Origin of the sequence: Propioniferax innocua (assembly GCF_006716235.1) — a bacterium.
Lineage (GTDB): Bacteria > Actinomycetota > Actinomycetes > Propionibacteriales > Propionibacteriaceae > Propioniferax > Propioniferax innocua.
In genome coordinates, this window is sequence record NZ_VFOR01000001.1 from 350,464 (window position 1) to 376,267 (window position 25,804).

The following is a 25,804-nucleotide window of genomic DNA, read 5'->3' on the forward strand; positions in this document are numbered from 1 at the left end:
GGGGTGCGCGGGTGATGCTGGAGTCATGTCGAGAGGTGTCATCACCGACGAGGTCTGGGAGCTGATCGGGGACGTGTTCCCTGCGGTGAACACGAGGGGCCGCCCGCCGGTGGACCGGCGCACGGTGGTCGAGGCGACCGCGTGGCGGTTCCGGACGGGGTCAGCATGGAGGGACCTGCCCGAGCGCTTCGGGAACTGGAACACGATCTACAAGAACTTCCGCCGATGGGCGACCGAGGGTGTCTGGGAGGACCTGCTCACCCATGTCCAGCGGCGGGCCTCGCTCGCGGGCGAGGTCGACTGGGTCGTGTCGGTGGATTCATCGATCGCGCGTGTGCATCAACACGGTGCGACCCTGCCCCGGGACACAGGGGGCTCGATCGAACTACAAGAGATCCGGGCCGGAGCCGTGTGACCACGCGATCAGCCGGTCACGAGGTGGTGTGACAACGAAGATCCACCTCGTCTGCGATGGGCGAGCCCGCCCGCTGGCGTTCGTGCTGACCGGTGGACAGATCGCGGACACGAGCATGTTCACCTGCGTGCTCGATGAGATCCCCGTCCCCGGGCGAAGCCGGGCGCGCACGAGGCCGGACCGGGTGCTCGCGGACAAGGGATACCCGTCGAAGAAGAACCGTGCCTGGCTGCGCGAGCGCGGCATCAAGGCCACGATCCCCGAGCGCGCTGACCAGATCGAGAAGCGTCGGAAGAGACCGGGCCGGCCGATCGACTTCGGCAACGAGCAGCAGGAACGCTACACAGGGAGCAACGTCGTCGAACGATGCTTCAACGCAGTGAAGCAGTGGCGAGGGCTCGCTTCCCGATTCGACAAGACCGCCCGCTCCTACGCGGCCGGAATCTACCTCTCCGCCACCCTCCAATGGATTTAGCAACACGGCCTAGTCCGATGGGGTTGATTGGAGGGTTCCCCAGACAATTTGCTGGGAAAGGCTCTACCCGCTCATGAACGTGCTCGCCGCCGACAGAACAGGCTTCGACGGTTGATCCCCGTCGAGTCCGAGACGGTCATGAGACCGATAGCCGCTCAGGCTGTGTAACCGCTGTTACCTATGATCCATGCAGCAGACCCTTGCGATTGGATCATGATTCCTCCGTGATGATGGTCGGCTGACCAGCGTCATCAGCTGCGATTATCAGGCGGGTCGTTCCCGATGGCACGACCGTTGCGGTCATGGCTTCAGCGATGGACACGCCCAGGCGCCACGGCGGCAAGTCGTCGTCAGGGAAATTGGAGTAGCGCCACACCTCCCCATCGACCAAGTCGAACTGCCGGAAATCTGCGATCGCCACCGGAACCAGCCGATCCCCCACCGGCACCACCAGATGCCCCTCGCGCCATACCTCGCCAAGACGCCACATCGCATGGGGTAACGACAACATGGTCAACGACCCTCTCCGGTCATAGTCCGGACCCGCGGCATAGGTGTAGTACGCAAGGTCCCAATCGTCGCCCTCCGGCGGCCCCGACCGAGGCACCTGCATCGGCGGAGGCGAGAACTCCTCAATGTCCAAGCCAGGCTGACCGTTCGGATGAAACCACGAAATCCCCGGCGGCAACGGTTTGCCACGGCAAGCGTAACCTTCCCAGACGTTCGAGGTAAACAGACTGGTCGCCGCCATCAACGTCGGAGGGCCTGGGGTGACCAGCTCGGTCGCGAACAGCAACTCAGGATCCAAACGCTCGGTGTCGACGACCGTGGCGTGACCACCATCAGAAACGGTCGCCCACGAGTACTCCGACACCTGCAAGGACGGCTTGTACATCCACGACAGGAACGACCGGAAAATCTCCAGATGCATCTCCGGAGTCAAGGCTTGCGACATGCGTTCCCCCGGAAACACAGTGATGATTTCCCTTCCTCTGTCTGAACCGCGCTGGGTTTCGTTCCAGCCTACTTCTTCAAGGAGGACCGGAACATGCCCCAGAAGTACAGCCCCGGAAGCCCCAGCGTCAGCGCAGCACCTCACGCCAGGTCAGTGCCTTGCCGGTGCGCAGGATCGAACGCTCGTACACCATGGCGGCGAACCACAACGCGACCACGACCGAGGCGGCGAGGATCAGCACCGACACCGAGTTCTGCCACCACGTGGCGTCCCCGGTGAACACCCGCATGGGTACCGAGACCGGTGCTGAGAACGGGATGTAGGAGAGCACGTGCAGTGCCGTGGGGTTGCTGCTCAACGCGATGATCGCGAAGTACGGGAACATCACCATCATCGTGACCGGCGTGGTGGAGGTACCGATGTCCTCCTGACGCGAGACCAGCGATGCCGCTGCACCGTAGAGGGCCGCGATCATGACGAACCCGAGCAGGAACAGGCCCACGAACCACACGATGGGAAGCCCCAGACCGTCAAGGTTGAGCCGTCCACCGTTGACCGCCAGACCGATCAGGGCCACCGCCGCGTAGGCGACCACCTGGGCGAACGCCAGCACCGTGTTCCCGAGGATCTTGCCGGTGAGCAGTGCACGGGTCGAGATGGTGGAGAGCAGGATCTCCACGATCCGCGTCTGCTTCTCCTCCACCACCGACTGCGCCATCGTCATGCCGAACATCATCGCCGACATGAAGAACACCAGGCCGAACCCCAGGCCGATGAAATACAGGGCCATCGGGTCGGCGGCATCGGTGCCGATCAACTCCACTTCCGGAGACACCGACAACCCCTGGATCAGCGAGGTCGGCGCTTCACGTTCACCGATCACGGTGAGTCCCAGGGGTGCGGGGCCGGGGATCAACCCCGCCTCGGCGTCCCCGGCGAGCACCGCGTCACGGACCTCCTGCTCCGACCCCACCACCATCGGCTCGTATCCGTCCTCCGGCAGCGCGTCCTGCGTCTGGACGGTCACCGCGATCGTGTCATCGGATCCGGCGATCATCGACGCCACGCTCGGCCCGACCACCGCGAGCAACAGCAGGATGCCCAGCATGATCAGGGTCGGGACGAGAAAGCCCTTGGAGCGCACCCGGGTGACGATCTCCCGTCGTGCGACCACCCCGACGGCGTGGGCGAAGGAGACGCGTCGATGATCGTCGGTGCCGACATGCGTCGACGTGTTGGTGGTGGTGCTCATGCGAGGGTCTCCTTGAAGATGTCGTGCAGCGAGTGGGTGACCGGGCCGAAGCGATGTACGACGCCGCGGGTCATGGCCTCGGCCAGGACGGCCTGGGCCTGTTCCTCGGAATCGGCCCCGAAGCGAACATGTCCGCCGTCGAACTCCTCGACGCGGACCCCCATTCCGCGGACCCAGCCGGTGTCGGCGTCGGCCTCGAGTTCCCACACCGGGTCGGCCGTGGCGAGCAGTTCGGCCCGCGTGCCCGACGCCCGCACCTCACCGGCGGCGATGATCACCAGCTCGTCGCAGAGCCGCTCGACCAGATCCAACTGATGCGAGGAGAACAACACCGGCGCGCCCGCGTCGGCCACATCCCGCAGAACCTCCAGCGTCACGTCCACCGCCACCGGATCGAGCCCAGAGAACGGCTCGTCGAGGATGAGGGCCACCGGGTCATGGATCAGCGCGGCCGCGATCTGGGCGCGCTGCTGATTGCCCAGGGAGAGTTCCTCCACCGGGGAGGTCGCGCGCTCGGCCAGCCCGAGGCGTTCCAGCAGCTCCATGCCTCGCGTCCGCGTCTCCCGGCGATCCCGGCCGTGGAGGTCACCGAGGAACACGAGCTGGTCGATGGTGCTCATCTTCGGATACAGGCCACGCTCCTCGGGCATGTAGCCGATGTGCGCGCGGTATCCGGCGGTGATCGGTTTCCCGTCGTGCAGCACCTGCCCCGAATCGGCCTCCAGCACCCCGAGGATGATGCGCATCGTCGTCGTCTTGCCCGCTCCGTTGCCACCGACGAAGCCGGTCATCCGTCCTGGGGCGATGTCGAAACTGAGGTCTTTCAGCACGTGCGCGGTGCCGAACGACCTGTTGAGGTCCACTACCGAGATCATGGCGCCGACGCTACGGGTGGGACGCCGACGCCACCTCCCCCCGCAGGGGGAGATCCGGGTCCAGATTCTTCCTGAACGGTCTCCCCCGTTCAGCCGAACCCGTGCCAGCCGAACCAGCGTCAGCCGAACCCGTGCCGATGTGCCCAGATAACCGCCTGGATCCGGTCGCGGGCGTCCAACTTCATCAAGATGTTCGACACATGCGTCTTGATGGTGGACTCCCCCACCACCAGTTCTGCCGCGATCTCGGCATTGTTCGCCCCCGACGCCATGTGTCCGAGGATCTCCCTCTCCCGTGGGGTGAGATGCACGGTCGGCTGAGGCGCGTTCCCGCCCATGGCCGTTCCGGCATCGTCGACGCGTTCTCTGGGCTGCTGCGTGGCGGCGAAGCGCTGGATGACCCGCCGTGTGACCGTCGGTGCCAGGAGTGCATCACCGCGTCCCAGCGTCTGCACCGCCGCGATCAGTTCCTCGGCGCCCGCCGACTTCAACAGGAACCCGCTGGCTCCCGCAGCCAGGGTGCGGAACAGGAAGTCATCGTCATCGAACGTGGTCAGGATCAGCACCGCCGACGGCGACCCCGATTCCACGATCCGGCGGGTAGCCTCGATGCCGTCCATCACCGGCATCTGTACATCCATGCAGATCACGTCAGGGGTCAGCTCTGCGGCGAGCCGCACCGCCTGCTCACCGTTCTCGGCCTCGCCCACCACATCGAGCCCCGGTTCGGTGTCGAGGATGGTGTGGAACCCCGTGCGCACCAGACGCTGATCGTCCACCAGCAGAACCGTCGTCATCTGTGACCCACCTCACTGCGTCCGGCCGATTCCACGCGTGCATTCTCGCTGCTCCCCGGCAGTGTCGCGCGCACCAACCAGCCTCCGCGTGCCTTGGGCCCTGCTTCAAGGGTTCCGCCGACTGCCTCGGCGCGCTCCTTCATCCCCGTGATGCCGACGCCCATGCCGCGCGCACCCACGCGTCGGGCTCCGCGTCCGTCGTCGCTGACCTCGACCTCCAGCCGCCCTTCGAAGAAGCGCAGACGCACGGTCACCTCCGCCGTCGGCCCTGCATGTTTGCGCGCATTGGTGAGCCCCTCCTGCACGATGCGATAGGCGCTCAACCCCACCGTGGGACTCACCTCGACAGGCGCCCCGATGTATTCGAAGCGAGCATCCTGCCCCAGGTCCCGGGCGTGGGTGACCAGGTTCTCGACGTCCTCGATCCCGGGCAGTGGCTCGGTGCCATCGTCTCGTCCCCGCAGCGTGCGCACCACCTGATGGAGCTCACCGATCGCGTCCCGCGAGGATTCCTCCACCAGCCCTAGCTGGTGTGCAGCCGCCTCCCGGTCCCGGTCCAGCAGACGCCGCGCGGCCCCCGCCTGAATCCCCATGGCCGTCACATGATGCGCCACAACGTCATGGAGTTCGCGGGCGATGCGCAGCCGTTCCAGATCGACGGCATTGCGAGCCAGTTCATCCTGCTGATCGATGATCTCCCGTTGCTGCCGCAGGAGTTGTTGCCGATCCTCCTCGCGCTGCCATGCACGGTCACCGAACAACCACGCGGCCCCGAAGAAGGCGATGTTGACGCCCCACTGGATCAGCAGCCAGCTGTAGTAAGCGGTGACGCCCCGCTCACCGGTCTCGGGATCCCAGAAACCCTGCACCGAGACCACGAGCAGCCACAGGGCCATGCCCACCACGGTGAGTACACGGACCCAGTGGGCCCGGCGACGGTCTGGTTCAGATGCCCCCACGGTGTAGAAGCTCAGGAACAGCACCACCTGGGAGACGTACATCTCGATCCCGAACACCGTCGCCAGAACGCCGTAGAGCACCGCGACCACGAGGAGCACCACGATCGGCCACCGGCGGCGGAAGGCCAACGGAGCCGCAAGAATCACCGATCCCAGCGCCGACCACGTGGGTCCGTGCTCGAACCAGCCGATCCCCAACCCATCGACCAGGAACGTCGACGCCGCGCCGACCACGGCCAGCACCGCGGCGAGCGCAGCATCGCCCCGGACCAGTCCTCCAGCTCGCGCATGCATGCGCCCGAACCTATCGCGCGACCAGCGTCATCGGCCCCACGCATCCCACGTCGCTCTCATGGGCGCCTTCAGGTTCACCCTGACAGGGCCTCCCCCTCAGGTCGGCTTGGTCGAGTGCTCATATGCTGGCTCCCGTCATCTCCGCGATACGTCCTCAGTGAAGGGAAAACCCATGGTGAAGAAGGTTGCACTGCTCACGGCCGGAGGATTCGCCCCGTGTCTGTCGTCCGCGATCGGCGGGCTCATCGAGAAGTACACGCGCGTCTCGCCCGACACCGAGATCATCGCCTACCGGCACGGCTACCAGGGTCTGCTGCAGGGCGACTCGATCACCATCACCCCCGAGGTCCGTGAGAAGGCATCCGTTCTGCACGAGTTCGGCGGTTCCCCGATCGGCAACTCCCGCGTGAAGCTCACCAACGTCGCCGACTGTGTCAAGCGTGGCTTCGTCGCCGAGGGCGATGATCCGCTCAAGGTGGCCGCCGACCAGCTCGAGGCCGACGGCGTCGACGTCCTGCACACCATCGGTGGCGACGACACCAACACCACCGCAGCCGATCTCGCGGCCTTCCTCGCCGAGCACGACTACGGCCTGACCGTCGTCGGTCTGCCGAAGACCATCGACAACGATGTGGTGCCGATCAAGCAGTCCCTGGGCGCATGGACCGCCGCCGACATGGGCGCACGTTTCGCCGCCAACATCGTCGCCGAACACAATTCGGCCAGCCGCATGCTCATCGTTCACGAGGTCATGGGACGCCACTGCGGCTGGCTCACCGCCGCCACGGCCCAGAAGTACCGCGAATGGCTCGACACCCGCACCTGGCTGCCCGAGATCGGGCTCAGTCGTGAGGCCTGGGAGATCCACGGTGTCTACGTCCCCGAGGGCCACATCGACATCGACGCCGAGTCCGAGCGGCTGAAGCAGACCATGGACACCGTCGGCAATGTCACCATCTTCCTCTCCGAGGGAGCCGGGCTGGATTCCATCGTGGAGCAGATGGAGAAGAACGGCGAAGACGTGCCCCGTGACGCCTTCGGCCACGTCAAGCTCGACAAGATCAACCCCGGCAAGTGGTTCGCCGACCAGTTCGCCAAGGGCCTCGGCGCCGAGAAGGTCATGGTGCAGAAGTCGGGTTACTACTCGCGTTCGGCCGCCGCGAACGACGCCGACCTCGAACTGATCCGCCAGTGCACCGAGCTCGCCGTCGACGAGGCCATGGCCGGCAACTCCGGCGTCATCGGCCAGGACGAGGAGGCCGGCGACGTGCTGTCGTGCATCGCCTTCGACCGCATCGCCGGCGGCAAGGCCTTCGACATCACGGTGCCGTGGTTCCGTGAACTGCTCGACGGCATCGGGCAGGCCCAGCCGACCCGCATCGAAGCCCACTGAGAACTCCACGCCGCTCGATCGGCTTCTTCCTGACCCTGGTGATCTGCATGCTTGCCGCCTGCTCTCCGCGTCCCCCGATCGAGAACACCGAGGACGGACTGGTCGACCCCGCCGTGTGGCGGGGTCGCCAGGTGGAGTACCTCGAACGTTCCACCTCCAAGCTGCATCCGGTGGTCCCCGAGTCCCTCATGGCCCACCTCATGCGTGCCGAGGCCGACCCCGATTTCCGATTCGACGCCACCAGCATCGGCGTCGATGACTGGGCCGACACGTTCGCGAAACTCGACGAGCACCGCGACACCTCAGACTTCGACCTGATGCGTCTGTGGGTGATCTGGCACGATCACCGCGATCAGCTCGATCCCGAGCTGGCGTCGGCCATGCGTCAGCGTCTGCTGGATTTCCGCTACTGGTACACCGACCCGGCGCCGAAGAGCGGCCCGGATCACAAGTGGTTCTGGAGCGAGAACCACAAGCTGATCATCCACACGATGGAGTACCTGGCCGGTCGTGATCTGGCGCAGGAGAAGTTCACCATCACCGGTTGGGACGGCGGCCAGCACGCCGACCGGGGACGACGCTTCGTCACCGAGTGGCTCGATGAGAAGGCCCGACACGGCTTCACCGAATGGCACTCGGACGTGTACTACCCCGAGGACATCCAGTCGTTGTTGCTGCTGGCCGAACATGCCGAGCCCGATATCGCCGATCGTGCCCGCACGATGCTCGATGTCATGTTCCTCGATCTGGCGATCCACCAGCTCGACGGCAACAACGGCGTCACGCACGGCCGCTCCTACATGAAGGACAAGCACCGGGCGTCGGAGCAGAACGTCCACGACATCGTGCACTTCCTCTACGGTTCACCCGGTGACTACCGGCCCTGGGCCGACTTCACCACGCTCCTGCTCGCCGGAACCGACGGTTACCGGCTTCCGGTGGTGCACGACCGCATCGCACACTCACCGCGTACCTTCACCGACGTCGAGCGGATGAACGTCCCACTCGACCCATCCGCGGAGGTGACCGACGCCCCATCCGCCCCGCCGGGCACCTCGTTCGATGACCTGGACAGCATTCCCTTCTGGTGGGAACGCGGAGCCATGGGCGCCTGGCAGGTGGCACCACTGACCCTCCGGGCGGTCAAGGAACACGACCTCACCAACACCGACTTGTTCGCCCCATACGGCCAGTTGACCTCACTGGGCGCGACGCCGGCCGCCACCCAGCACGTGGCCCGTGCCCTGCAGTGCCAGCTCAACCCCGGCCTCATGGTGCAGGTGGACACCGTCACCCACCGCACGCCCCACGCGATGCTCTCCAGCGCTCAGGACTACCGGGCAGGTTGCCTGGCATACCAGGTGCATGCCTGGCAGGCGACGCTCGGCCCCGACGCGGTGGTGTTCACCACCCATCCGCAGAACGAGGACCGTGGCCATTGGGAGGACGCCGACCGGTACTGGAACGGTTCGGCATCCCTGCCCCGCGTCGCACAGCACGACAGCACGTTGATCTCGGTGTACTCCCCCGGCTACCCGAACGGGGAGAACGACACCAACTATCTGCCGATGACGCATGCCTTCTTCCCGACCGAACACTTCGATGAAGTGGAGCGTCACGAAGGGTGGACGCTGGCCCGCAAGGGCGATGGCTACGTGGCGCTGTGGTCCTGGCGTCCCACGACGTGGGCTCCCGTGGCCAAGAACCCCGCCGGACTCACCGAGCCCTACGACCTGATCGCCGAGGGCGGCGCGACCAATGTGTGGGTGACCGAGATCGGCGACGCCGACACCTACGACGGTTTCGACGACTTCAAGAACAAGGTCACCGCGCGCACCCCACAGGTCTCCGAGACCCCGTCCGAAGGAGAAACCTCCGAAAACGGCGTCTCCGAGTTCGAGGTGGACTACGTCTCACCACGCGGCGGAACCCTGTCGTGGGGAACCGTCCCCAAGAAGTTCACCATCGACGGCGAGCCCCGGACCCTGCCGGGCTCACGCATGACCAACCCGTTCGTCACCGTCGAATCGGGCGATGATGTCTGGCGCATCTCCGAGGCCGGGGCGTCCCTGGAACTCGATCTGATGACCGGACGCCGGGAACCAGCCAGCTGAGGCCTGATTCCCGGCGTCGACCGAGGAGAGTCAGTCGTCGGCTGAGGAGGGTCAGTCCTTGCCCACCAGGTTTTTGGCCTTCTCGAGGGCTTCCTTGCGCTGCTCCTCGGCCTTGGCCTGCTCCTCCTCCTGCTCCACCTTGTCCTTCTGGGCTTCCTCCCAGTGGTCGGGCACCGCTTCGGTCTCCTCATCCTGACGCAGGAGCTCGTCCGCAGCAAGGTACTTGCGGGCCACCGCGGGCTGGGTCGCGGTGGCGATCCATGCCGCGACGAACAGGATGAGGCGCGCAAACAGGTTGAAGAACAGCATCAGGATGATCACCGGGCCAAACAGTGCTGCGGCCGGATTGCCGGAGAACGACCCCATGAGTATCCCGGTGAGGTACTGCAGGATGGCCAGACCGACCGAGCCGATCAACGCACCCTTCATCCGTGCAGGCCACGGCAGCTTGCCGTCGGAGAGCACCGAGTACAGGAACAGGAACAGGAACCAGCCGGCGATGATCGATGCGACCGGGGGAACAAACCGCATGAGGAATCCGATTCCCGGCACCCCGTCGAGCCCGGTCAGACTCACGATCGTCCCGGTCAAGGAGGTGGCCGCCGAGGAGATCGCGAAGGTCACCGCGATCATGAGCAGCAGCATGACGAGCGTGCCCATGTCCTTCAACTTCTCGACCACGAAGTTGGCCGGCGGCGTCTTGTCTTCGAAGTCGACGCGCAACTGCGCCCGCACCGAGGCCTTGAGGTTACCGACCCAGCCGGCTCCCGAGTACAGGAACGACAGAAGACCGAAGAAACCGACGCCCGCCCAGTTCTTCAGAGCCTCCTCGATGACCTTGCTGACCTCCTGCCCCGGCCCCTGAAGCCGCTGCTGCACGGTGTTGAGAACCACGTCCAACAGATCGGGCCGCAGAAGAGTGAGGAACGCGCCCGTCAGAGCGAAGGCGAACATCAAGATCGGCACCATGGCGAGCACCGAGAAGTACGTGATCGCAGCGCTGAACTGATTGCCCAAACGGTTGTTGAACCGGGCGTTGGCACGCAGCACATGCGCGACACCGGGTTTCGACATCACTTTGTCGATGAATTCCTTCATGGCCTTCTCCCTTCCGACGCGCAGCCTAGCGGTCCGATGCCGGGTACCCCCACAGCGTGGGTACCCGGCACCACCGGCTCACTCCTCGAAGGACTCCGGCGGAGGACACGAGCAGACCAGATTCCGGTCGCCGAACGCCCCGTCGATACGCGACACCGGTGGCCAATACTTGTCCGACCCGTCGCCGCCGATCGGGCCCTGATGCGAACCCAACGGGTAGGCCGCCTCCTGCCGCGTGTACGGGTGGAGCCACTGTTCACCGATCACATGCGAGATGGGGTGCGGGGCATTCACCAACGGGTTGTCGTCGGCGGGCCACTCCCCTGCACCGACCTTGTCGGCCTCGCGTTTGATGGCGATCATCGCGTCGCAGAACCGGTCGATCTCGGCCAGATCCTCCGATTCGGTCGGCTCGACCATGAGCGTCCCGGCCACCGGGAAACTCATCGTCGGGGCGTGGAAGCCCAGGTCGATCAGACGCTTGGCCACGTCGTCGACCGTGATCCCGGTGGCCGCCTTGAGCGGACGCAGATCGAGAATGCACTCGTGTGCCACCAGATCCCCACGTCCGGCGTAGAGCACCGGGTAGTGGTCGCGGAGGCGTCGGGCGATGTGGTTGGCGCTCAGCACCGCCGTCAGCGTCGCCTGACGCAGCCCCGCCCCACCCATCATGGCGATGTAGGCCCAGCTGATCGGCAGGATGCCGGCCGATCCGAACGGCGCGGCCGAGATGGGGCCGACGCCCGTGCTGGGGCCCGCAGCCGGTTGCAGCGGATGGTTCGGCAGGTACGGAGCGAGGTGTTCGCCCACGGCCACCGGGCCGACGCCGGGGCCGCCGCCACCGTGCGGGATGCAGAAGGTCTTGTGCAGGTTGAGATGCGAGACGTCCCCGCCGAACTCCCCCGGCTTGGCGACGCCCGCCAACGCGTTGAGATTGGCACCATCCAGGTACACCTGCCCACCGGCGTCATGCACCATCGCGCACAGTTCCTGCACCGTCTCCTCGTAGACGCCATGCGTCGACGGATAGGTGATCATGATCGCTGCGAGTTCCTCGCCGTGCTTGTCGATCTTGGCCCGCAGGTCGTCCATGTCGACCGAACCGTCCTCGGCGGTCTTGACCACCACGACCTTGAGCCCGGCCATCGCAGCCGACGCCGCGTTCGTACCGTGGGCCGAGGCCGGGATGAGGCAGACCACGCGCTGGTCATCACCATTGGCGCGGTGGTAGGTGCGGATCGCCATCAACCCGGCGAGCTCACCCTGGGAGCCGGCGTTGGGCTGGATCGAGACCCGCGCATAGCCGGTGATGGCGGCCAGACGATCCTCCAGGTCGGCGATGAACTCGGTGTATCCCTGCGCATCGCTCAACGGTGCAAACGGGTGCAGGTTCGCAAAGCCCGGCAGCGAGATGGGTTCCATCTCGGTGGTCGCGTTGAGCTTCATCGTGCACGAGCCGAGCGGGATCATGCCACGGTCGAGGGCGAAGTCCCGATCCGAGAGCGTACGCAGGTAGCGCAACATCCGCGTCTCGGAATGGTGGGAGTGGAAGACCGGGTGCGTGCAGAACTCGGTGGTGCGCTCCTGCCCGGCCAGATCGCCGTGCTCGGCCTCGGTCGGCGCCGCGGCTCCGAATGCCTCCGCCACAGCGGCCAGATCGGTCTCGGTCGCGTCCTCGCCGACGCTGACACCCACGGTGTCGGCGTCCACCAGAAGCAGATGCACATCTGCGGCGGCGGCCTTCGCCACGACGCGCTCGGCCTGCCCGGGAACCTTCACCCGGAGGGTGTCGAAGAACGACGTGTGCTCCAGCGTGAGACCGGCCTCGGTCAGCGACGCGGCCAGGCGTCGAGCATCACGTGCGATGTTCTCGGCGATCCGGGTCAGACCCTGCGGCCCGTGATACACCGCATACATGCTGGCCACCACCGCCAACAGCACCTGCGCGGTGCAGATGTTGGAGGTCGCCTTCTCACGTCGGATGTGCTGCTCACGCGTCTGCAGCGCCAGACGCAGCGCGGGCGTGCCATCGGCATCCTTCGACAGCCCCACCAGACGCCCGGGAAGCGAACGCTGCAGGCCCTCACGCACCGCGATGTAGGCCGCGTGCGGGCCGCCGTAGAACAGTGGGACGCCGAACCGCTGCGTCGATCCCACCGCGATGTCGGCACCCCACTCTGCTGGCGCGGTCGTGATCGTCAGAGCCAGCAGATCACCGGCGGCGATCACCTGGGCACCGTTCTCATGCGCCTTCTCCGCCACGGCGCTGAGCTCGGAGACCGGGGCCATCCGCCCGGACGCCCCCGGCGTCTGCACCACGACGGCGAACGCCTCGTACATCTGCAGGGCCTCGACCAACGACCCCTCGGCCACGATCACCTCATAACCCATGGCGCGGGCCCGGGTGCGCACCACATCGACGGTCTGCGGCAGGGTGTCGGCGTCCAGCACGACGCAGCTGCCCTTGCGCGTCGCCCGGCGTGCGAGCTGCACCGCCTCGGCCACCGCCGTTCCCTCATCGAGCAGCGAGGAGTTGGCCACCGGCAGACCGGTCAGGTCACCCACCATGGTCTGGAAGTTCAACAGCGCTTCGAGACGCCCCTGCGAGATCTCCGGCTGATAAGGGGTGTAGGCGGTGTACCACGCCGGGTTCTCCAACACGTTCCTACGCACCACCGCCGGGGTGATCGTGCCGTGATACCCCAGCCCGATCATCGCGCGACGCGGATTGTTCGCAGCGGCGAGCTGCACGAGCCGCTCGGCGGCTTCGCTCTCACTCACCGCGTCGGGAATGTTCGGGAGATCCCCACGGATCCCCGCCGGAACGGCGGCATCGGCCAGGGCCTCCAGCGAATCGAAACCCAACGCTTCGAGCATCTTCGCTCGATCCTGCTCGGAGGGTCCGATGTGGCGTGCGACGAACGGGACGGACATGTCAGCGACTCACTTCCCACGGATGCATACTCAAGGCGTCAGCCTAGCGACATGGGCTTAGGGTGTGGACACGTGATGCAACTCGCCCGCCGTCTCGGCACCCTCGACGCTGTTGTGATCGGACTCGGAGCCATGATCGGCGCCGGGGTCTTCACAGCTTTCGCCCCCGCTGCCGCAGCTGCCGGCCCCGCCCTTCTGGTCGGCCTGGCCCTTGCTGGAATCGTCGCCTACTGCAACGCCACCAGTTCCGCCCAACTCGCCGCCAAGTACCCGACCTCCGGCGGCACCTACGCCTACGGCCGCGCCGAGCTCAACGACTGGTGGGGCTTCCTCGCCGGCTGGGGATTCGTCATCGGCAAGACCGCGTCGGCCTCAGCGATGTCGCTGACCTTCGCCGCCTATGTCCTCCCCGATGGCGGTATGTGGCAACGTCTCCTGGCCGTGGCCGGCATCTGGGCCCTGACGATGGTGAATTACCGCGGCATCACCAAGACCGCCGGTCTCGCCCGAATCCTGCTGGCCATCGTGTCCGTGGTGCTGCTCGCGGTGATCATCAACAACGTCCTCGTTCCCGTTGAATCCACCCTCACCATCAGCACCGAACCGCCTGCGCTGTTTCCCGATGTGAGCCTCTACGGGGTCTTCCAGTCCGCGGGGCTCATGTTCTTCGCCTTCGCCGGCTACGCACGCATCGCCACCCTCGGGGAGGAAGTGCGCGACCCCACCCGCACCATCCCACGGGCCATCGGCATCGCCCTGTTCATCGCCCTCGCCCTGTACGCGATCATCGGTGTGACGCTGCTGTGGGCCCTCGGCTCCGAAGGAATCGCCGCCACCCCCACACCCCTGCGGGCCGCCGCCGAAGCAGGGCCCTGGGCATCGTGGCTCGTTCCTCTCGTCGCCATCGGCGGTGCCGTCGCCGCCCTCGGCGCTCTCCTGGCCCTCGTCGCCGGCATCGGACGCACCAGTCTGGCCATGGCTCGAGAAGGGGATCTCCCTGGCTTCCTCGCCGCTGTCCACCCGCGCTTCCAGGTGCCCCACCGGGCCGAAATCACCCTGGCCGTGATCGTCACGATCATCGTCCTGCTCGTGGACCTGCGCGGCGTCATCGGCTTCTCGAGCTTCGGCGTCCTGCTCTACTACTTCGTCGCCAACCTCGCCGCGTTCAAACAGACCGATCAGCGACGCCACCCACGCTTCATCCAGGTGCTCGGCATGATCCTCTGCATCCTTCTTGTGGCAACACTGCCCGTCTGGAGCATCGCGGCCGGTATCACCGTCTTCGTCGTGGGAGCACTCGGCCGAATGATCGCCTCACGCCACCGACCAGCAGGCTGATCGCCTCACGCGGCCTCTACACGTCCACATCGACGCGCCACCTTGACGTTGTGCCGGGACTGCCCGGCACAACGTAGAGATGGACCGAAGAAATCAACCAGCCGCGCGCTTCACACACATCAACCAGCCGCGCGCTTCGCGCACATCAACCAGCCGCGCGCTTCGCGCACATCAACCAGCCGCGCGCTTCGCGCGACGCTTCTTCGAAAGCTCATCCTCCACCGGCTCGGCAGCCTCGGTGTGCTCACCTGGAAGATCCACCAAGCTGCCTTCGAGATCACGGCACACACTGCCAAGAGCAATACCGAACATGCCCTGACCACCGCTGAGCAGGTCGATGACCTCATCGTTCGAATTGCACTCGAACACGCTCGTGCCATCACTCATCAGCGTCACCGACGTCAGATCTTCAACGCCACGGGCACGCAGATGATCGATCGCCTTGCGGATCTGCTGCAACGAGATACCCGCGTCGATCAGTCGCTTGATGACCTTCAGCAGCAGGATGTCGCGGAACGAGTACAGACGCTGACTGCCCGATCCCTTGGCCCCACGAACACTGGGCGTGACGAGCCCGGTACGAGCCCAGTAGTCGAGCTGACGGTAGGTGATCGCGGCAGCGCTGCAGGCAACCGGACCCCGGTACCCCACATCATTGGGCACGGGAGCGAAATCGCCATCGAAAAGCAGATCCTGTGCAGGCGCAACATCTTGTTCCGATGTCGCGTTCTCGGGCCTTGAACTCACGGATGCCTCACTTCATGCTGGGGAAGAATTTCAGCGGTGTCGTTCCGAACACGCATCACGCTAAGCGTCCCCCCATCGGGCGGTCAACGACCCTCAGAACCGTGTTGGTCACGAAACGGGAACAACCAGCGCCAAACGTTGATCCAATGGGCTTCAACGTACCTCGTGGATCACTTGAGGGTTGGACACGAACCATCAACCATCGCTTGAGACACCACACGCCCAGATCCCGTCACTCAACCCGCACCACCGGGGCTGTCCGGCGAACCGGGCTCCTCACCGGTGAAGTCATCGGGCGACACATGGTCCAAGAACTCGCGGAACCTCTCGACCTCGTCATCGGCCTGCTGCGGCACCTCGACGCCCGCGGCGTCCATCACCGACTCGGCGCAACGGATGTCCGCACCAGCACGCAAGGCCAATGCCACCGCATCCGAGGGGCGAGCCGGAATCGTGTGATCGTCCACCGAGATCTCGGCGATGAAGGTGCCCTCGTCCACCGACGTGATCGTCACCTGTGAGATCCGATGCCCCAGCTCACCCAACACCTCCACGAACAGATCGTGCGTCAATGGCTTGGGTGGCACCAGACCCTCCTGGACCTGCGAGATCGCACTGGCCTCCGCCGCGCCGATCCAGATCGGGAGCACTCGGTGCCCGGCGACCTCACGCAGGATCAACACCGGGGCGTTCTCCGGCCTCTCGATCCGCACACCGACCACATCCAACTCCAGCATGCGTCCAGCCTACCGATCCTCGGCAAGGCTCTCAGCGTTCGTTGGCCATCAGCACCATGGCCGCGTGCACATGCACCAGAAGCTGCGTCACCTCGGCACTGACATCCCTGCTGGGCCCACGTCGTCGCTGATACGGCGCGATCGCCTGCTCGATGATCCCGTACTCGCGGTTGGCGAGCGACTTCACCTGCCGCAGATGCCGGGCATCCACCCCGTAGGGCGCCAGACGCCTGGCCGCGATCGCGATCGTGACAGCCTCGCGACCATAGTGCTTCGTCCCCCGGCGTGGCTGCACCACCATCGCCCGCTCCAGCTCGTGAAGCTGTGGTTCGGTCAAACCACTCGCCTCGAGCAGCTCGGTACGGGTCATCCGGATCGGCGGTTTGCGCGTCGCCCCCTTCTCATTCGACGACGCCTGCGCGGTCGCCTCGACCGGCGGCTCCGGTACCGGTGTGGGCGCCTCCGGCGTGGGCGGCGTCACACCACGATCCATCATGTCCAAGTGCTCACGGATCACCTTCAACGGAAGGTAATTATCACGCTGCACCCGCAGGATGTACCGCAGACGTTCGATGTCAGCCTCGGAGTACCGCCGATAACCCGAGGGAGCACGCACCGGCGAGATCAGGCCCTCGGCCTCGAGGAACCGGATCTTCGAGATGGAGATGTCGGAGAAGTCACTCTTCAGAACGTTGAGGACCTGCCCGATGCTTCGCGTCGATTCGGCCATCAATCCCTGTCGGCACCCGCGAAGAACATCATGCGGAACTTGCCGATCTGCACCTCATCGCCGGTCCTCAACGCAACCTCGCCATCGATCAATGCTCGGTTCACGTACGTGCCATTCAGGCTCCCGTTGTCGCTCACCACGAACCGGCCCTCCCCATCGGGATGAAAAGTCGAATGATGACGCGACACCGTGATGTCATCCAGGAAGATGTCGGAGCCCGGATGGCGCCCGGCCGAATTCTCCCGCCCGTCCAACAGGAACCGATTTCCAGCAGCCGGCCCACGATGGACGATCAGCAGACCACGACCCGGCGGCAGGGCATCGATCGCTCGCTGCTCCTCGTCGGAGAGCTTGCGTTGCGGCCCCGATTCATCACCCATGATCGGGATGGCCTTGGTGGTCTCCCCCGTGGTGGTCGCCACGGAGTCGTCTCGACGCTCCGTCACTTCCATGCGGTGACCACACTGCGAGCAGAAGTTGCTACCCGCAGGATTCTGGTGACCGCAGTTGTTGCAGTAGGGCATGAATGACTTCCCGACCCTCAGGCCTCTACCTGCTCGGCGTAAGCGTCGGCTTCCATCAGATCATCGAGGTCGGCGTCATCAGCCAACTGCACATCGAACAACCACCCGTCACCGTACTGGTCGCTGTTGACCATCTCAGGCGAATCGATGACGAGTTGGTTCACGCCCGTCACCACGCCGGTGACCGGGCTGACGAGATCCTCGACCGTCTTGGTGGACTCGAGCTCACCGCAGGGCTCACCCGCGGTCACCTCGGCGCCCTCCTCGGGGAGAGTGACGAACACGATGTCGCCAAGCTGCTCGGTGGCATACTCCGTGACGCCCACTCGGGCGCTCTGCTCATTGGCGGTCCGAACCCATTCGTGGTCCGAGCTGTACCGAAGATCCTCGGGAAACTCCATCTCCACCCTCCTCCTCGTGTGTGGCTTTCTGCTTGCCCATATGTGTTTGCCGGTATGTGGTTCCGTGGTGCGTGGCCCGTGATGTTCCATCACGCACCCGAATCATGCCGGATACCGGGACAGCACCTGCCCAGCACCCTATCGGTTCAGCCAACCGGCCGTGCATGCTCCGGTGGCTGCCGTTGATACACCGAGGCCACGGTGAGGTCATCGACCTCCGACATCATCAGTGTGGCACCGACTTCGGTCGACGTCACCTGACTCTCCACACCACCCCGGAAACGTACGGCTTCGGACAGGGCCTCGGGTGATCCGATGGCATCGATCACGATCGTGTGGCCCAGCGGAACATCGTCGACCACCAGCGACCCCGAACCACCACCGAACCATGTGGACTCCACCACCCGGATCGAATCATTGATCTCGATGGCCTCTGCACCGGCGTCACGCAACTCCTGCACCGCGCTGAGCACCATCTGGGCCTCCACCGCGCCGTTCGTGTCCTTGATCGTGATCCGCACACCCGGGCCATAGGCGGGAGACTCACCGCTCAGGATCGCCAAGGCGTCCTCACGACGCTCCGCCTCGGCACGAGCAACCTCCCGAGCATCACCGCCGTATTCGAGCTCGGCCTTCGTCCGCTCCAACTCGGCGATCTCGTTCTCCAGGCGCCTGCTCTCATGGTTCAGGCCATCGAGCAACTGCACCAGATCCTCACGGCGGGTGTTGGCGTACGTCTGATCCTCATTGGTGGTGCGCACCTGCATGACCACCATCGTCGCCAGTACGCACAACATCGCAGCGATCATGAACTGCCCACGACCCGGATGCCACATCGCATACCAGAGCCGCTGAAGACCGGGCCTCTCCGGGTCGTCCGACACCCGTGTCACGCCACCGGAGATCTCCTCAGCATCGGGCTGCACCTTCGGAACACGACCCGTCTGGTCATCCACATGTCCCTCGTCAAGAGTGTTCTCATCAGGCATGGAACAGACCTCGCCGGATGGCTGCTGCGTTGGTGAAGATACGAATTCCAAGCACGACGACCACGGCCGTGGAGAGCTGGGAGCCGACTCCGATCTTGTCGCCGACCCAGACGATGAGGGCTGCGATCAGAACGTTCGAGATGAAGGACACCACGAACACCCGGTCGGTGAACTGGCCCTGCAGCCATGCGCGCACACCACCGAAGACCGCGTCCATCGCGGCCACGATCGCGATCGGCAGGTACGGCTGGAGTCCGGTCGGCAGACTCGGTTCCATGAAGACGCCGATGAGAATGCCGATGACGAGCCCAAGGATGGGAATCACGGCGTCCTCCTTGCATGTCGCACCGTCAACGATGGATCGCCCGGCACCACCAGATCATCGCGGGCCTGGACGTCGAAACGAAAAGCATAGTCGTCCCGCAACGACTCCCACAGACGGCCTTCAGGAGTGGACGCGAACGCCTCGGCGAACTCGTCGGGCGAGCCGATCGCGGTGATCGTGTACGGGCGGGTCAGGGACCGATAGTTCACGGTGACGGCATCACCGGCCGACCGGATCGCCGAAAGCGACGTGATCCGATGTCCATTGATCGCCACCGCTTCGGCACCGGCCCGCCACAGTCCATTGACGAGCACCTGGATGTCACCATCCAGCACCTGATCGAGCTCGTCACCGCTGCCCTCGGGCGCATCGTCGACGACGATCTCCAGCCCGGGCCCGGAGACATCCACCGAACCGGCCACGGGGGCGAGCTCGGCGATGTGCTCCTGCCGGAACGACGCCTCCTCGTCACCATCCAGCAAGGCTTCCCGATGGACGTCATTGGCGTTCTGCAGCTCCTCAACCCGAGCACGCTGCTGCGTCACACGCTCATTGCCCTCACGGACCGAGTCGATCAAAGCCTCACGCTGCTCGGCCACCACCGGCGCAGCACGAAAACTCTGCACCGCGGACATCGCCACGAGCATGCCGGTGACAACCATGACCGAGGCCAACGCGAGACGATTCCGACGTCGGGGCCCTTTACGTGCACTCACCACCGCATAGTCCGGATCGATGGGCGCTCGGGTGATCTCCCGCAGGAGGTCCATCGACGCATCCTTGCGCTCGGGGGCCGGTAACCTCCATGCCTCCCGAAGGTTCAACCGCTTCAACGCGTCCCTCCCATCGCTCGCTCGTAACGCTCCATGATCTGCGGCAGCACTGCGTCCCAAGAGTACGTGCGCGCATGCATCCGACGCCGTGTCCTGGCGTCAACAGTGTCAGGTGTGGCCAATGTCGCCCGCACCGCCGCACTCAACGAGGCGACGTCCCCGGCCCGGTGCAGACGCCCCACCAGGCCATCGTCGGCGTCAAGCACATCGACGAAGGCCGGCAGGTCGGCGGCAACCACCTGCGCACCGGCAGCGAGCGCCTCGACCAGAACCAGCCCGAAGCTCTCCCCCCGTGTGTTGGGAGCCACCACCACTGCGGCCTCCCCCACGCGCTCCCGCAGCCGTGCCACGCTCAGCGGCCCCGGCCCGTCGGGTTCGATGATCGGTGGACGAACATCCCCACCCGGCCCCAGCGCCCACCAGTCGATATCCGGGTGATCGCGGTACATCGAACACGCCATCTCCTCGAAGAGGCCGAACCCCTTGCGCGGGTCCCCCCGACGCCCCACGAACGCCACGACCCGCCGTTTCGGCTCGGACGCCGCGTCGGCCCATCCCTCGAAATCGAAACCGTTGCCGATGATCGTCGGATCGGGCAGACACAACGGCGCAGCCGCCTCCAACGCTGCACGGGACACACAGATCGCAGCCCCCAACCGGCCCAGCGAACCACGCAACCCCTTCCGAGCCACGGTCAGCGCCCACGCGGGCGTCCCAGCCTGGTGGAAGGTCGCCACCGTCGGCCAGCGGCCATCGGCCGCACGCAGAGCGTGCCACCCGACCGATGGCGCAGTGGGCTCATGGACATGCACAAGATCAGGATCCACGCATCGCAACCAGCGTCGCACCGCGTTCGCCGTCCGCGGCCCCCACACGACCGGAGCCACCGAACCATTCCAACGAACACTGACGCCACCGGAGATCTGCTGCCCAACACCGGGAGCAAGCACCCGAGCGTCATGCCCAGCGGCTCGCAGGGCTGCGGCCAGACCGAGCACATGGTTCTGCACTCCCCCCGGCCGAGCGAGGTCATAGGGACAGACGAGAGCGACGCGCATCAGTCGTTCTCGAAGAAGGGCTGCATGACCTGCCAGTCACTCGGGTGCCTGCGGATCTGGGAGACGAAGAAATCCGCAACCTGCTGCGTCGCCTCCTGCAGGCCCGCCCGGCCCGGCCCCGGGTGCAGGGACTGGCCGAACATCAACGCCATGCCCGTGGACGTGTAATGCGGGACCATGGGGATCAGGGCAGCACCGGAGCGTCGAGCCACGAGGGCTGGGCCGGCGGGCAGTCGCGCCGGGTGACCACCGAAATCGACGCGGAGTCCCGCGCCGGTCATGTCCCGGTCTGCCATCAGGCACACCACACGCCCGGAACGCACCGCGGCGATCATGCCCGCCACCGCACCGGGATCGTCATGCGCGAACACCTCCATACCGAGGCGCCCACGCAGCTTCACGTAGGCAGCGAACTCCCGCTCACCGAGATGCTCGGCCACGGTCGTGACAGGAAGACCGCTCGCACAGGCCCATGCACCGGCGAGATCCCAGTTGGCCATGTGCGGCAGCGCCACGACCGCCCCGATGCCCGCCTGCGCCGCCCTGAGCCGGGCCAACCCCTCCGGTTCGGCATCCACCAGTGCGCGCAGCGTCCGAGCATCCCAACCGGGCACCGCCAGTGTCTCCATGAACATCCGTGCCCACGACCGCACCGACGCGGCCCGTTCAAGCTCGCTGGGCATGCGCCCGATCACCTTGGCCACATTGCGATGGCCCTGATCGATGTGCTCGGTCCCGATCGCCGACGCCACCGTGCCCAAGAGCCCGGACCAGCCACGGACGCTCCCCGGACTCAACCGCGGCAGCACCGATCCCCCCAGCCGGAACAGCGCACGATTCACCGCATCACGGAACTCCTCCTGCGAACTCACACGTCCCCCCTTGCCGCATGCAGACGCTGGGCCACCGTGATGGTGCCCATCACTGCGAGCACCACCGCCGCGGCCGGGAGGGCCCACGCCACTCCGACCCCGGCCAGCAGCGTTCCCACACCCGCCATGAAGAGCCGGTCCGCTCGCGTGGCCAGCCCGGGAACCGTGGGTAGGCCCGACGCCTCGGCGCGTGCATTCACATAGGGGATCGTCACCGCACAGATCAACGCCCACACCATGACGCCACTCCAGACCGGCTCGTCTGCCGTCACCGCCAGATACAACACCAGCCCACCGAGGATGGCACCGTCAGCAAGGCGATCACAGCTCGCGTCGAGCACGGCCCCCCACCGACTGACACGCCCACCCCGACGTGCCATGGCACCATCGATCACATCGAGGCTCGCGAAGAACCCCGCAATCAAGGCACCCGACACCAGCCACCCGCGCGGAAGGCAGAGCAACGAGGTCACCACCACCCCACCGGTTCCCACGATCGTCACCACATCCGGGCTGACACCGATCCGGTTCAGCCCATCGGCCAACGGCCCCACAAGACGGCCCACCGGATGGCGGAGTCGGTGCAGCACCGGCTCACCACGCCTCGACCAGGCGGCGTCGCGCATCTTCGATCAGCTCGGGAACCGCGCGCGTCTGCCCGATGATCGGCAGGAAATTCATGTCGCCGCCCCACCGGGGAACAATGTGTTGATGCAGGTGCGCGGCGATCCCAGCACCAGCGATCGCCCCCTGATTCATTCCGAGGTTGAAACCGTGGGGATTGGAGGCCCGGCGCAGGGTCCGCATCGCGTGCTGCGTCAGCTCGGCGACCTCCTTCGTCTCCTCGGCAGTCAGCTCCGGATAGTCGGCCACATGCCGGTAGGGACAGACCATGATGTGCCCCGGCGAGTACGGGTAGAGATTCATCACGACGAACGCCAGTTCCCCGCGGTGCACGATCAGCCCCTCGGCGTCAGATCGCTGTGGCGACCGACAGAACGGGCACTCACCCACACTGGAATCCTTGGGTTTGTTCTCCCCACCCACGTAGACCATCCGATGAGGGGTCCACAGGCGGCCGAACCCATCCGGCTCGCCGGGCAGGTCAGTGGCGTCCTCCGCATCCACCGGCCCCACTACCCCTGCGTCTCATCCGACGCCGGGGCGACCGGGTCGTGATTGTCACGGCGGACGACATGCTCCAAGATCTGCTGCACGGCGTCAGCCACGGGCACTTGATTCTGCTGCGAGCCATCGCGGTAGCGGAACGAAACCGCTCCGGCGTCGCGATCCTCACCACCGGCGATGAGGATGAACGGCGCACGTGATTTGGACGCGTTGCGGATCTTCTTCCCGAAGCGGTCATCGGAGAAGTCCTCCTCGACGCGGACGCCGGCCTCCCGCAACTGATCGATGACGCCTTGCAGGTGCGATTCGAACTCCGCCGCGACCGGAACCGCGACCACCTGGACCGGCGCCAACCAGGCCGGGAACGCACCTGCGTAGTGCTCCACAAGCACACCCAGGAATCGCTCGATCGACCCGAACTTGGCCGAGTGGATCATCACCGGTTCGGCATGTGAACCGTCGGGGGCGGTGTAATGCAGCCCGAATCGATTCGGCTGGTTGAAGTCGTACTGGATGGTCGACATCTGCCAAGTACGGCCAATCGCATCCTTGGCCTGCACCGAGATCTTGGGCCCGTAGTACGCCGCGCCACCGGGGTCGGCGACCAGTTCGAGCCCAGATTCGTCGGCGACATTCTGCAGGACCGCCTCGGCCTCGGCCCACTGCTCGTCGGTACCGATGAACTTGTCGGCCTTCTTCGCGTCGTCACCACGCGTGGAAAGTTCCAAGTAGTACTCGTTCATCCCGAAGTCATCCAGCAATCCACGGATGAAGGCCAGCAGATGCTTGATCTCGTCGGGCGCCTGCTCCTTGGTCACATAGGAGTGTGAATCGTCCTGGGTGATCGAACGGACACGCGTCAGCCCCTGCAGCACACCTGACTTCTCATTCCGGTAGACGGTGCCGAACTCGAAGAACCGCACCGGGAGTTCACGATAGGAACGCCCACGTGACCGGAAGATCAGGTTGTGCATCGGGCAGTTCATGGCCTTGACGCGCAGCGGCTGCCCATCATCGTCCATCTCCGGCATCATGCCGTCGGCGTAGTACGGAAGATGGCCCGAGGTGTGAAAAAGCTCTTCACGAGCCAGGTGCGGCGTGCCCACGTAATCGAAACCGGCCTTGATGTGTGCGTCGCGGACATAGTCCTCCATGACGCGTTTGATGACGCCACCCTTGGGATGGAACACCGGGAGTCCTGCCCCGATCTCCTCCGGGAAGGAGTAGAGATCCATCTCTGCGCCGATCTTGCGGTGATCCCGTCGCTCGGCCTCGGCCAGACGGTGCTGGTAGGCCACCAGCTCGTCCTTGGTGGGCCATGCGGTGCCATAGATGCGCTGGAGCTGGTCGTTGGCCTGATCGCCCTTCCAGTAAGCGGACGACGACTTGGTCAGCGCGAAACCGTTCCCGATCATCTTGGTGGACGGAAGGTGCGGGCCACGGCACAGATCGGTCCACACCACATCGCCCTTGCGCGAAACGTTGTCGTACATCGTGAGGCCGCCCTCGCCGACCTCGACCGAAGCCCCTTCGGCGCCCGACCCCTTGGTGTCGATGAGTTCGAGCTTGTATGGCTGTTCGGCAAGCTCCTCGGTGGCGTCGGCATGCTCGATGGGACGGCGCACGAAACGCTGCCCGTCCTTCACGATGCGCTTCATGCGCTTCTCGAGGTCCTTCAGCAACTCAGGAGTGACCGCGTCGATGTTGCCGAAATCGTAGTAGTACCCGTCGGTGATGTACGGGCCGATACCGAGGTTCACCTCGGGGAACACCTGAGTGACCGCCTGCGCGAGCACATGGGTGCACGAGTGACGCAGGATGTCGAGTCCGTCGGGTGAGGAGATGTCGACGCGCTCAACCTCAGCGCCCGGGGGAATGGCCTGGTCGAGGTCGGTCAGCACTCCATTGACCCGCATCGCTGCAGTGGTCGGCTGGTCGGCGAAGAGGTCGAGCCCTGTCGTGTCCGTCTCGACCGTCCGCTCGATGCGTGCGTCGGAGTCGATCAGAACAATGGTGTTGGACACGACGGTCCCCTTCTTCGGTCGTACCACGCCACTTCCGGCGTGGGGCGTCCACTCTGGACGGCGTCCTCCATCATGCCCGATGCCGACCGCAGTCGGCATCCTGGACGCGGGGGTGGGCACGGTCCATCCAGAGCTTCATACCCACGAACCGCAGGACACCCCCGACGCCAGTGCCCGCCACGAGCATCGGAACGTGCCACATCCCACCCCATTCGTCCGCGGCTTGGATCATGAGCATCGATGCCCCCAGCCCCAGCAGACTCGTGCCGAACTGAACCACGGCGTCCAGCACACGACGACGCGGGGAAGCCACTTCGAACGTGACCCGACGGTGCACCACGTTGGTCGCGACCGTGGAGATCAGCCAAGACGCCACGGTGGCTCCCTGCGGCGACCACCACACCGCAAGGAGCAGATAGAGCCCCACATGGACACCGGTGCCGCTGGTGCCGACCAGAAAGAACGTCAAAAACGTCAGCAGCAGCGAGCCGGAACGATGACTGCGGGGGTGGTTGGCCACCCCCGCAGTCAATCATT

Annotated in this window: 24 protein-coding genes and 1 pseudogene; 4 read left to right on the forward strand and 21 right to left on the reverse strand. The window is 65.5% G+C overall.

From position 1 onward, the window contains the following. Positions 1–25: 25 nt before the first annotated feature. Positions 26–890: pseudogene (locus FB460_RS01585) on the forward strand (IS5 family transposase). A 211-nt stretch (positions 891–1,101) separates the two neighbouring features. Here FB460_RS01585 and FB460_RS01590 read toward each other — a convergent pair. The 5 genes from FB460_RS01590 to FB460_RS01610 form a co-directional block, all read right to left on the reverse strand. Further along, positions 1,102–1,821 carry a hypothetical protein gene (locus FB460_RS01590; protein ID WP_142092373.1) on the reverse strand — a complete coding sequence of 240 codons (720 nt, stop codon included), beginning with the start codon at positions 1,819–1,821 and terminating at the stop codon, positions 1,102–1,104. Positions 1,822–1,972: 151 nt separating this feature from the next. After that, positions 1,973–3,097, reverse strand: a complete 1,125-nt coding sequence (locus FB460_RS01595; RefSeq protein WP_142092374.1) for an ABC transporter permease — start codon at positions 3,095–3,097, stop codon at positions 1,973–1,975. Continuing rightward, a complete protein-coding gene (locus FB460_RS01600; RefSeq protein WP_142092375.1) occupies positions 3,094–3,972 on the reverse strand; it encodes an ABC transporter ATP-binding protein in 879 nt (292 codons plus the stop codon). Before FB460_RS01600 ends, FB460_RS01595 begins: the two co-directional genes overlap by 4 nt. A 119-nt stretch (positions 3,973–4,091) precedes the next feature. Continuing rightward, positions 4,092–4,769, reverse strand: a complete 678-nt coding sequence (locus FB460_RS01605; protein ID WP_142092376.1) for a response regulator — start codon at positions 4,767–4,769, stop codon at positions 4,092–4,094. Continuing rightward, positions 4,766–6,022, reverse strand: coding sequence for a sensor histidine kinase (locus tag FB460_RS01610; protein ID WP_142092377.1), 1,257 nt, complete (start codon positions 6,020–6,022; stop codon positions 4,766–4,768). The genes FB460_RS01605 and FB460_RS01610 overlap by 4 nt, the downstream gene beginning before the upstream one ends. A 172-nt stretch (positions 6,023–6,194) precedes the next feature. Here FB460_RS01610 and FB460_RS01615 point away from each other — a divergent pair, with 172 nt between their 5' ends. Both FB460_RS01615 and FB460_RS01620 read left to right on the forward strand, forming a co-directional pair. Further along, positions 6,195–7,415 carry a pyrophosphate--fructose-6-phosphate 1-phosphotransferase gene (locus FB460_RS01615; RefSeq protein ID WP_142092378.1) on the forward strand — a complete coding sequence of 407 codons (1,221 nt, stop codon included), beginning with the start codon at positions 6,195–6,197 and terminating at the stop codon, positions 7,413–7,415. Between the two features lie 47 nt (positions 7,416–7,462). Continuing rightward, on the forward strand, positions 7,463–9,529 hold the full coding sequence (locus FB460_RS01620) for a hypothetical protein (protein WP_142092379.1): 2,067 nt from the start codon (positions 7,463–7,465) through the stop codon (positions 9,527–9,529). Between the two features lie 51 nt (positions 9,530–9,580). On the opposite strand, the gene FB460_RS01625 is transcribed toward FB460_RS01620, so the two are convergent. Together FB460_RS01625 and gcvP are read right to left on the reverse strand one after the other, a co-directional pair. After that, the gene (locus FB460_RS01625) at positions 9,581–10,627 is read right to left on the reverse strand and encodes a YhjD/YihY/BrkB family envelope integrity protein (RefSeq protein ID WP_142092380.1); all 1,047 of its coding nucleotides are present in this window, start codon (positions 10,625–10,627) and stop codon (positions 9,581–9,583) included. A gap of 78 nt (positions 10,628–10,705) precedes the next feature. Then, complete coding sequence (gcvP, locus tag FB460_RS01630) at positions 10,706–13,561, reverse strand: aminomethyl-transferring glycine dehydrogenase (protein ID WP_142092381.1); 2,856 nt, start codon at positions 13,559–13,561, stop codon at positions 10,706–10,708. A 75-nt stretch (positions 13,562–13,636) separates the two neighbouring features. Between gcvP and FB460_RS01635 the strand changes: the two genes are divergently transcribed. Next, positions 13,637–14,899, forward strand: coding sequence for an APC family permease (locus FB460_RS01635; RefSeq protein ID WP_142093296.1), 1,263 nt, complete (start codon positions 13,637–13,639; stop codon positions 14,897–14,899). A 171-nt stretch (positions 14,900–15,070) separates the two neighbouring features. Here the strand turns inward: FB460_RS01635 and FB460_RS01640 are convergent, their stop codons facing one another. From FB460_RS01640 to FB460_RS01705, 14 genes are all read right to left on the reverse strand, one after another. Then, positions 15,071–15,646 (reverse strand): MerR family transcriptional regulator, encoded by a 576-nt coding sequence (locus FB460_RS01640; RefSeq protein ID WP_142092382.1) that lies wholly within the window; start codon positions 15,644–15,646, stop codon positions 15,071–15,073. A 236-nt stretch (positions 15,647–15,882) separates the two neighbouring features. After that, entirely contained in the window at positions 15,883–16,383 is a 501-nt protein-coding gene (locus FB460_RS01645; protein ID WP_142092383.1) for a bifunctional nuclease family protein, read from the reverse strand. 31 nt (positions 16,384–16,414) lie between these two features. Continuing rightward, positions 16,415–17,113: a transcriptional regulator FtsR gene (gene ftsR, locus FB460_RS01650; protein ID WP_142092384.1), complete on the reverse strand. Its 699-nt coding sequence runs from the start codon at positions 17,111–17,113 to the stop codon at positions 16,415–16,417. Next, entirely contained in the window at positions 17,113–17,637 is a 525-nt protein-coding gene (locus FB460_RS01655; RefSeq protein ID WP_142092385.1) for an FHA domain-containing protein, read from the reverse strand. The genes ftsR and FB460_RS01655 overlap by 1 nt, the downstream gene beginning before the upstream one ends. A gap of 17 nt (positions 17,638–17,654) precedes the next feature. After that, positions 17,655–18,038: a glycine cleavage system protein GcvH gene (gcvH, locus tag FB460_RS01660; protein WP_142092386.1), complete on the reverse strand. Its 384-nt coding sequence runs from the start codon at positions 18,036–18,038 to the stop codon at positions 17,655–17,657. 146 nt (positions 18,039–18,184) lie between these two features. Beyond that, positions 18,185–19,027, reverse strand: coding sequence for a DUF881 domain-containing protein (locus tag FB460_RS01665; RefSeq protein ID WP_142092387.1), 843 nt, complete (start codon positions 19,025–19,027; stop codon positions 18,185–18,187). Continuing rightward, complete coding sequence (locus FB460_RS01670; protein WP_142092388.1) at positions 19,020–19,352, reverse strand: small basic family protein; 333 nt, start codon at positions 19,350–19,352, stop codon at positions 19,020–19,022. The genes FB460_RS01665 and FB460_RS01670 overlap by 8 nt, the downstream gene beginning before the upstream one ends. After that, on the reverse strand, positions 19,349–20,122 hold the full coding sequence (locus tag FB460_RS01675; RefSeq protein ID WP_142092389.1) for a DUF881 domain-containing protein: 774 nt from the start codon (positions 20,120–20,122) through the stop codon (positions 19,349–19,351). The genes FB460_RS01670 and FB460_RS01675 overlap by 4 nt, the downstream gene beginning before the upstream one ends. 59 nt (positions 20,123–20,181) lie before the next feature. After that, the gene (locus tag FB460_RS01680; protein ID WP_142092390.1) at positions 20,182–21,243 is read right to left on the reverse strand and encodes a glycosyltransferase family 4 protein; all 1,062 of its coding nucleotides are present in this window, start codon (positions 21,241–21,243) and stop codon (positions 20,182–20,184) included. After that, positions 21,243–22,115, reverse strand: a complete 873-nt coding sequence (locus FB460_RS01685) for a phosphatidylinositol mannoside acyltransferase (RefSeq protein WP_170209904.1) — start codon at positions 22,113–22,115, stop codon at positions 21,243–21,245. Before FB460_RS01685 ends, FB460_RS01680 begins: the two co-directional genes overlap by 1 nt. After that, positions 22,112–22,741, reverse strand: a complete 630-nt coding sequence (gene pgsA, locus FB460_RS01690) for a phosphatidylinositol phosphate synthase (RefSeq protein ID WP_142092392.1) — start codon at positions 22,739–22,741, stop codon at positions 22,112–22,114. Before pgsA ends, FB460_RS01685 begins: the two co-directional genes overlap by 4 nt. Then, the gene (locus FB460_RS01695) at positions 22,710–23,252 is read right to left on the reverse strand and encodes an HIT family protein (protein WP_246044197.1); all 543 of its coding nucleotides are present in this window, start codon (positions 23,250–23,252) and stop codon (positions 22,710–22,712) included. Before FB460_RS01695 ends, pgsA begins: the two co-directional genes overlap by 32 nt. Next, on the reverse strand, positions 23,252–25,267 hold the full coding sequence (thrS, locus tag FB460_RS01700; RefSeq protein ID WP_342775195.1) for a threonine--tRNA ligase: 2,016 nt from the start codon (positions 25,265–25,267) through the stop codon (positions 23,252–23,254). The genes FB460_RS01695 and thrS overlap by 1 nt, the downstream gene beginning before the upstream one ends. 70 nt (positions 25,268–25,337) lie before the next feature. Then, entirely contained in the window at positions 25,338–25,787 is a 450-nt protein-coding gene (locus FB460_RS01705; protein WP_170209905.1) for a GtrA family protein, read from the reverse strand. Positions 25,788–25,804: the final 17 nt, after the last annotated feature.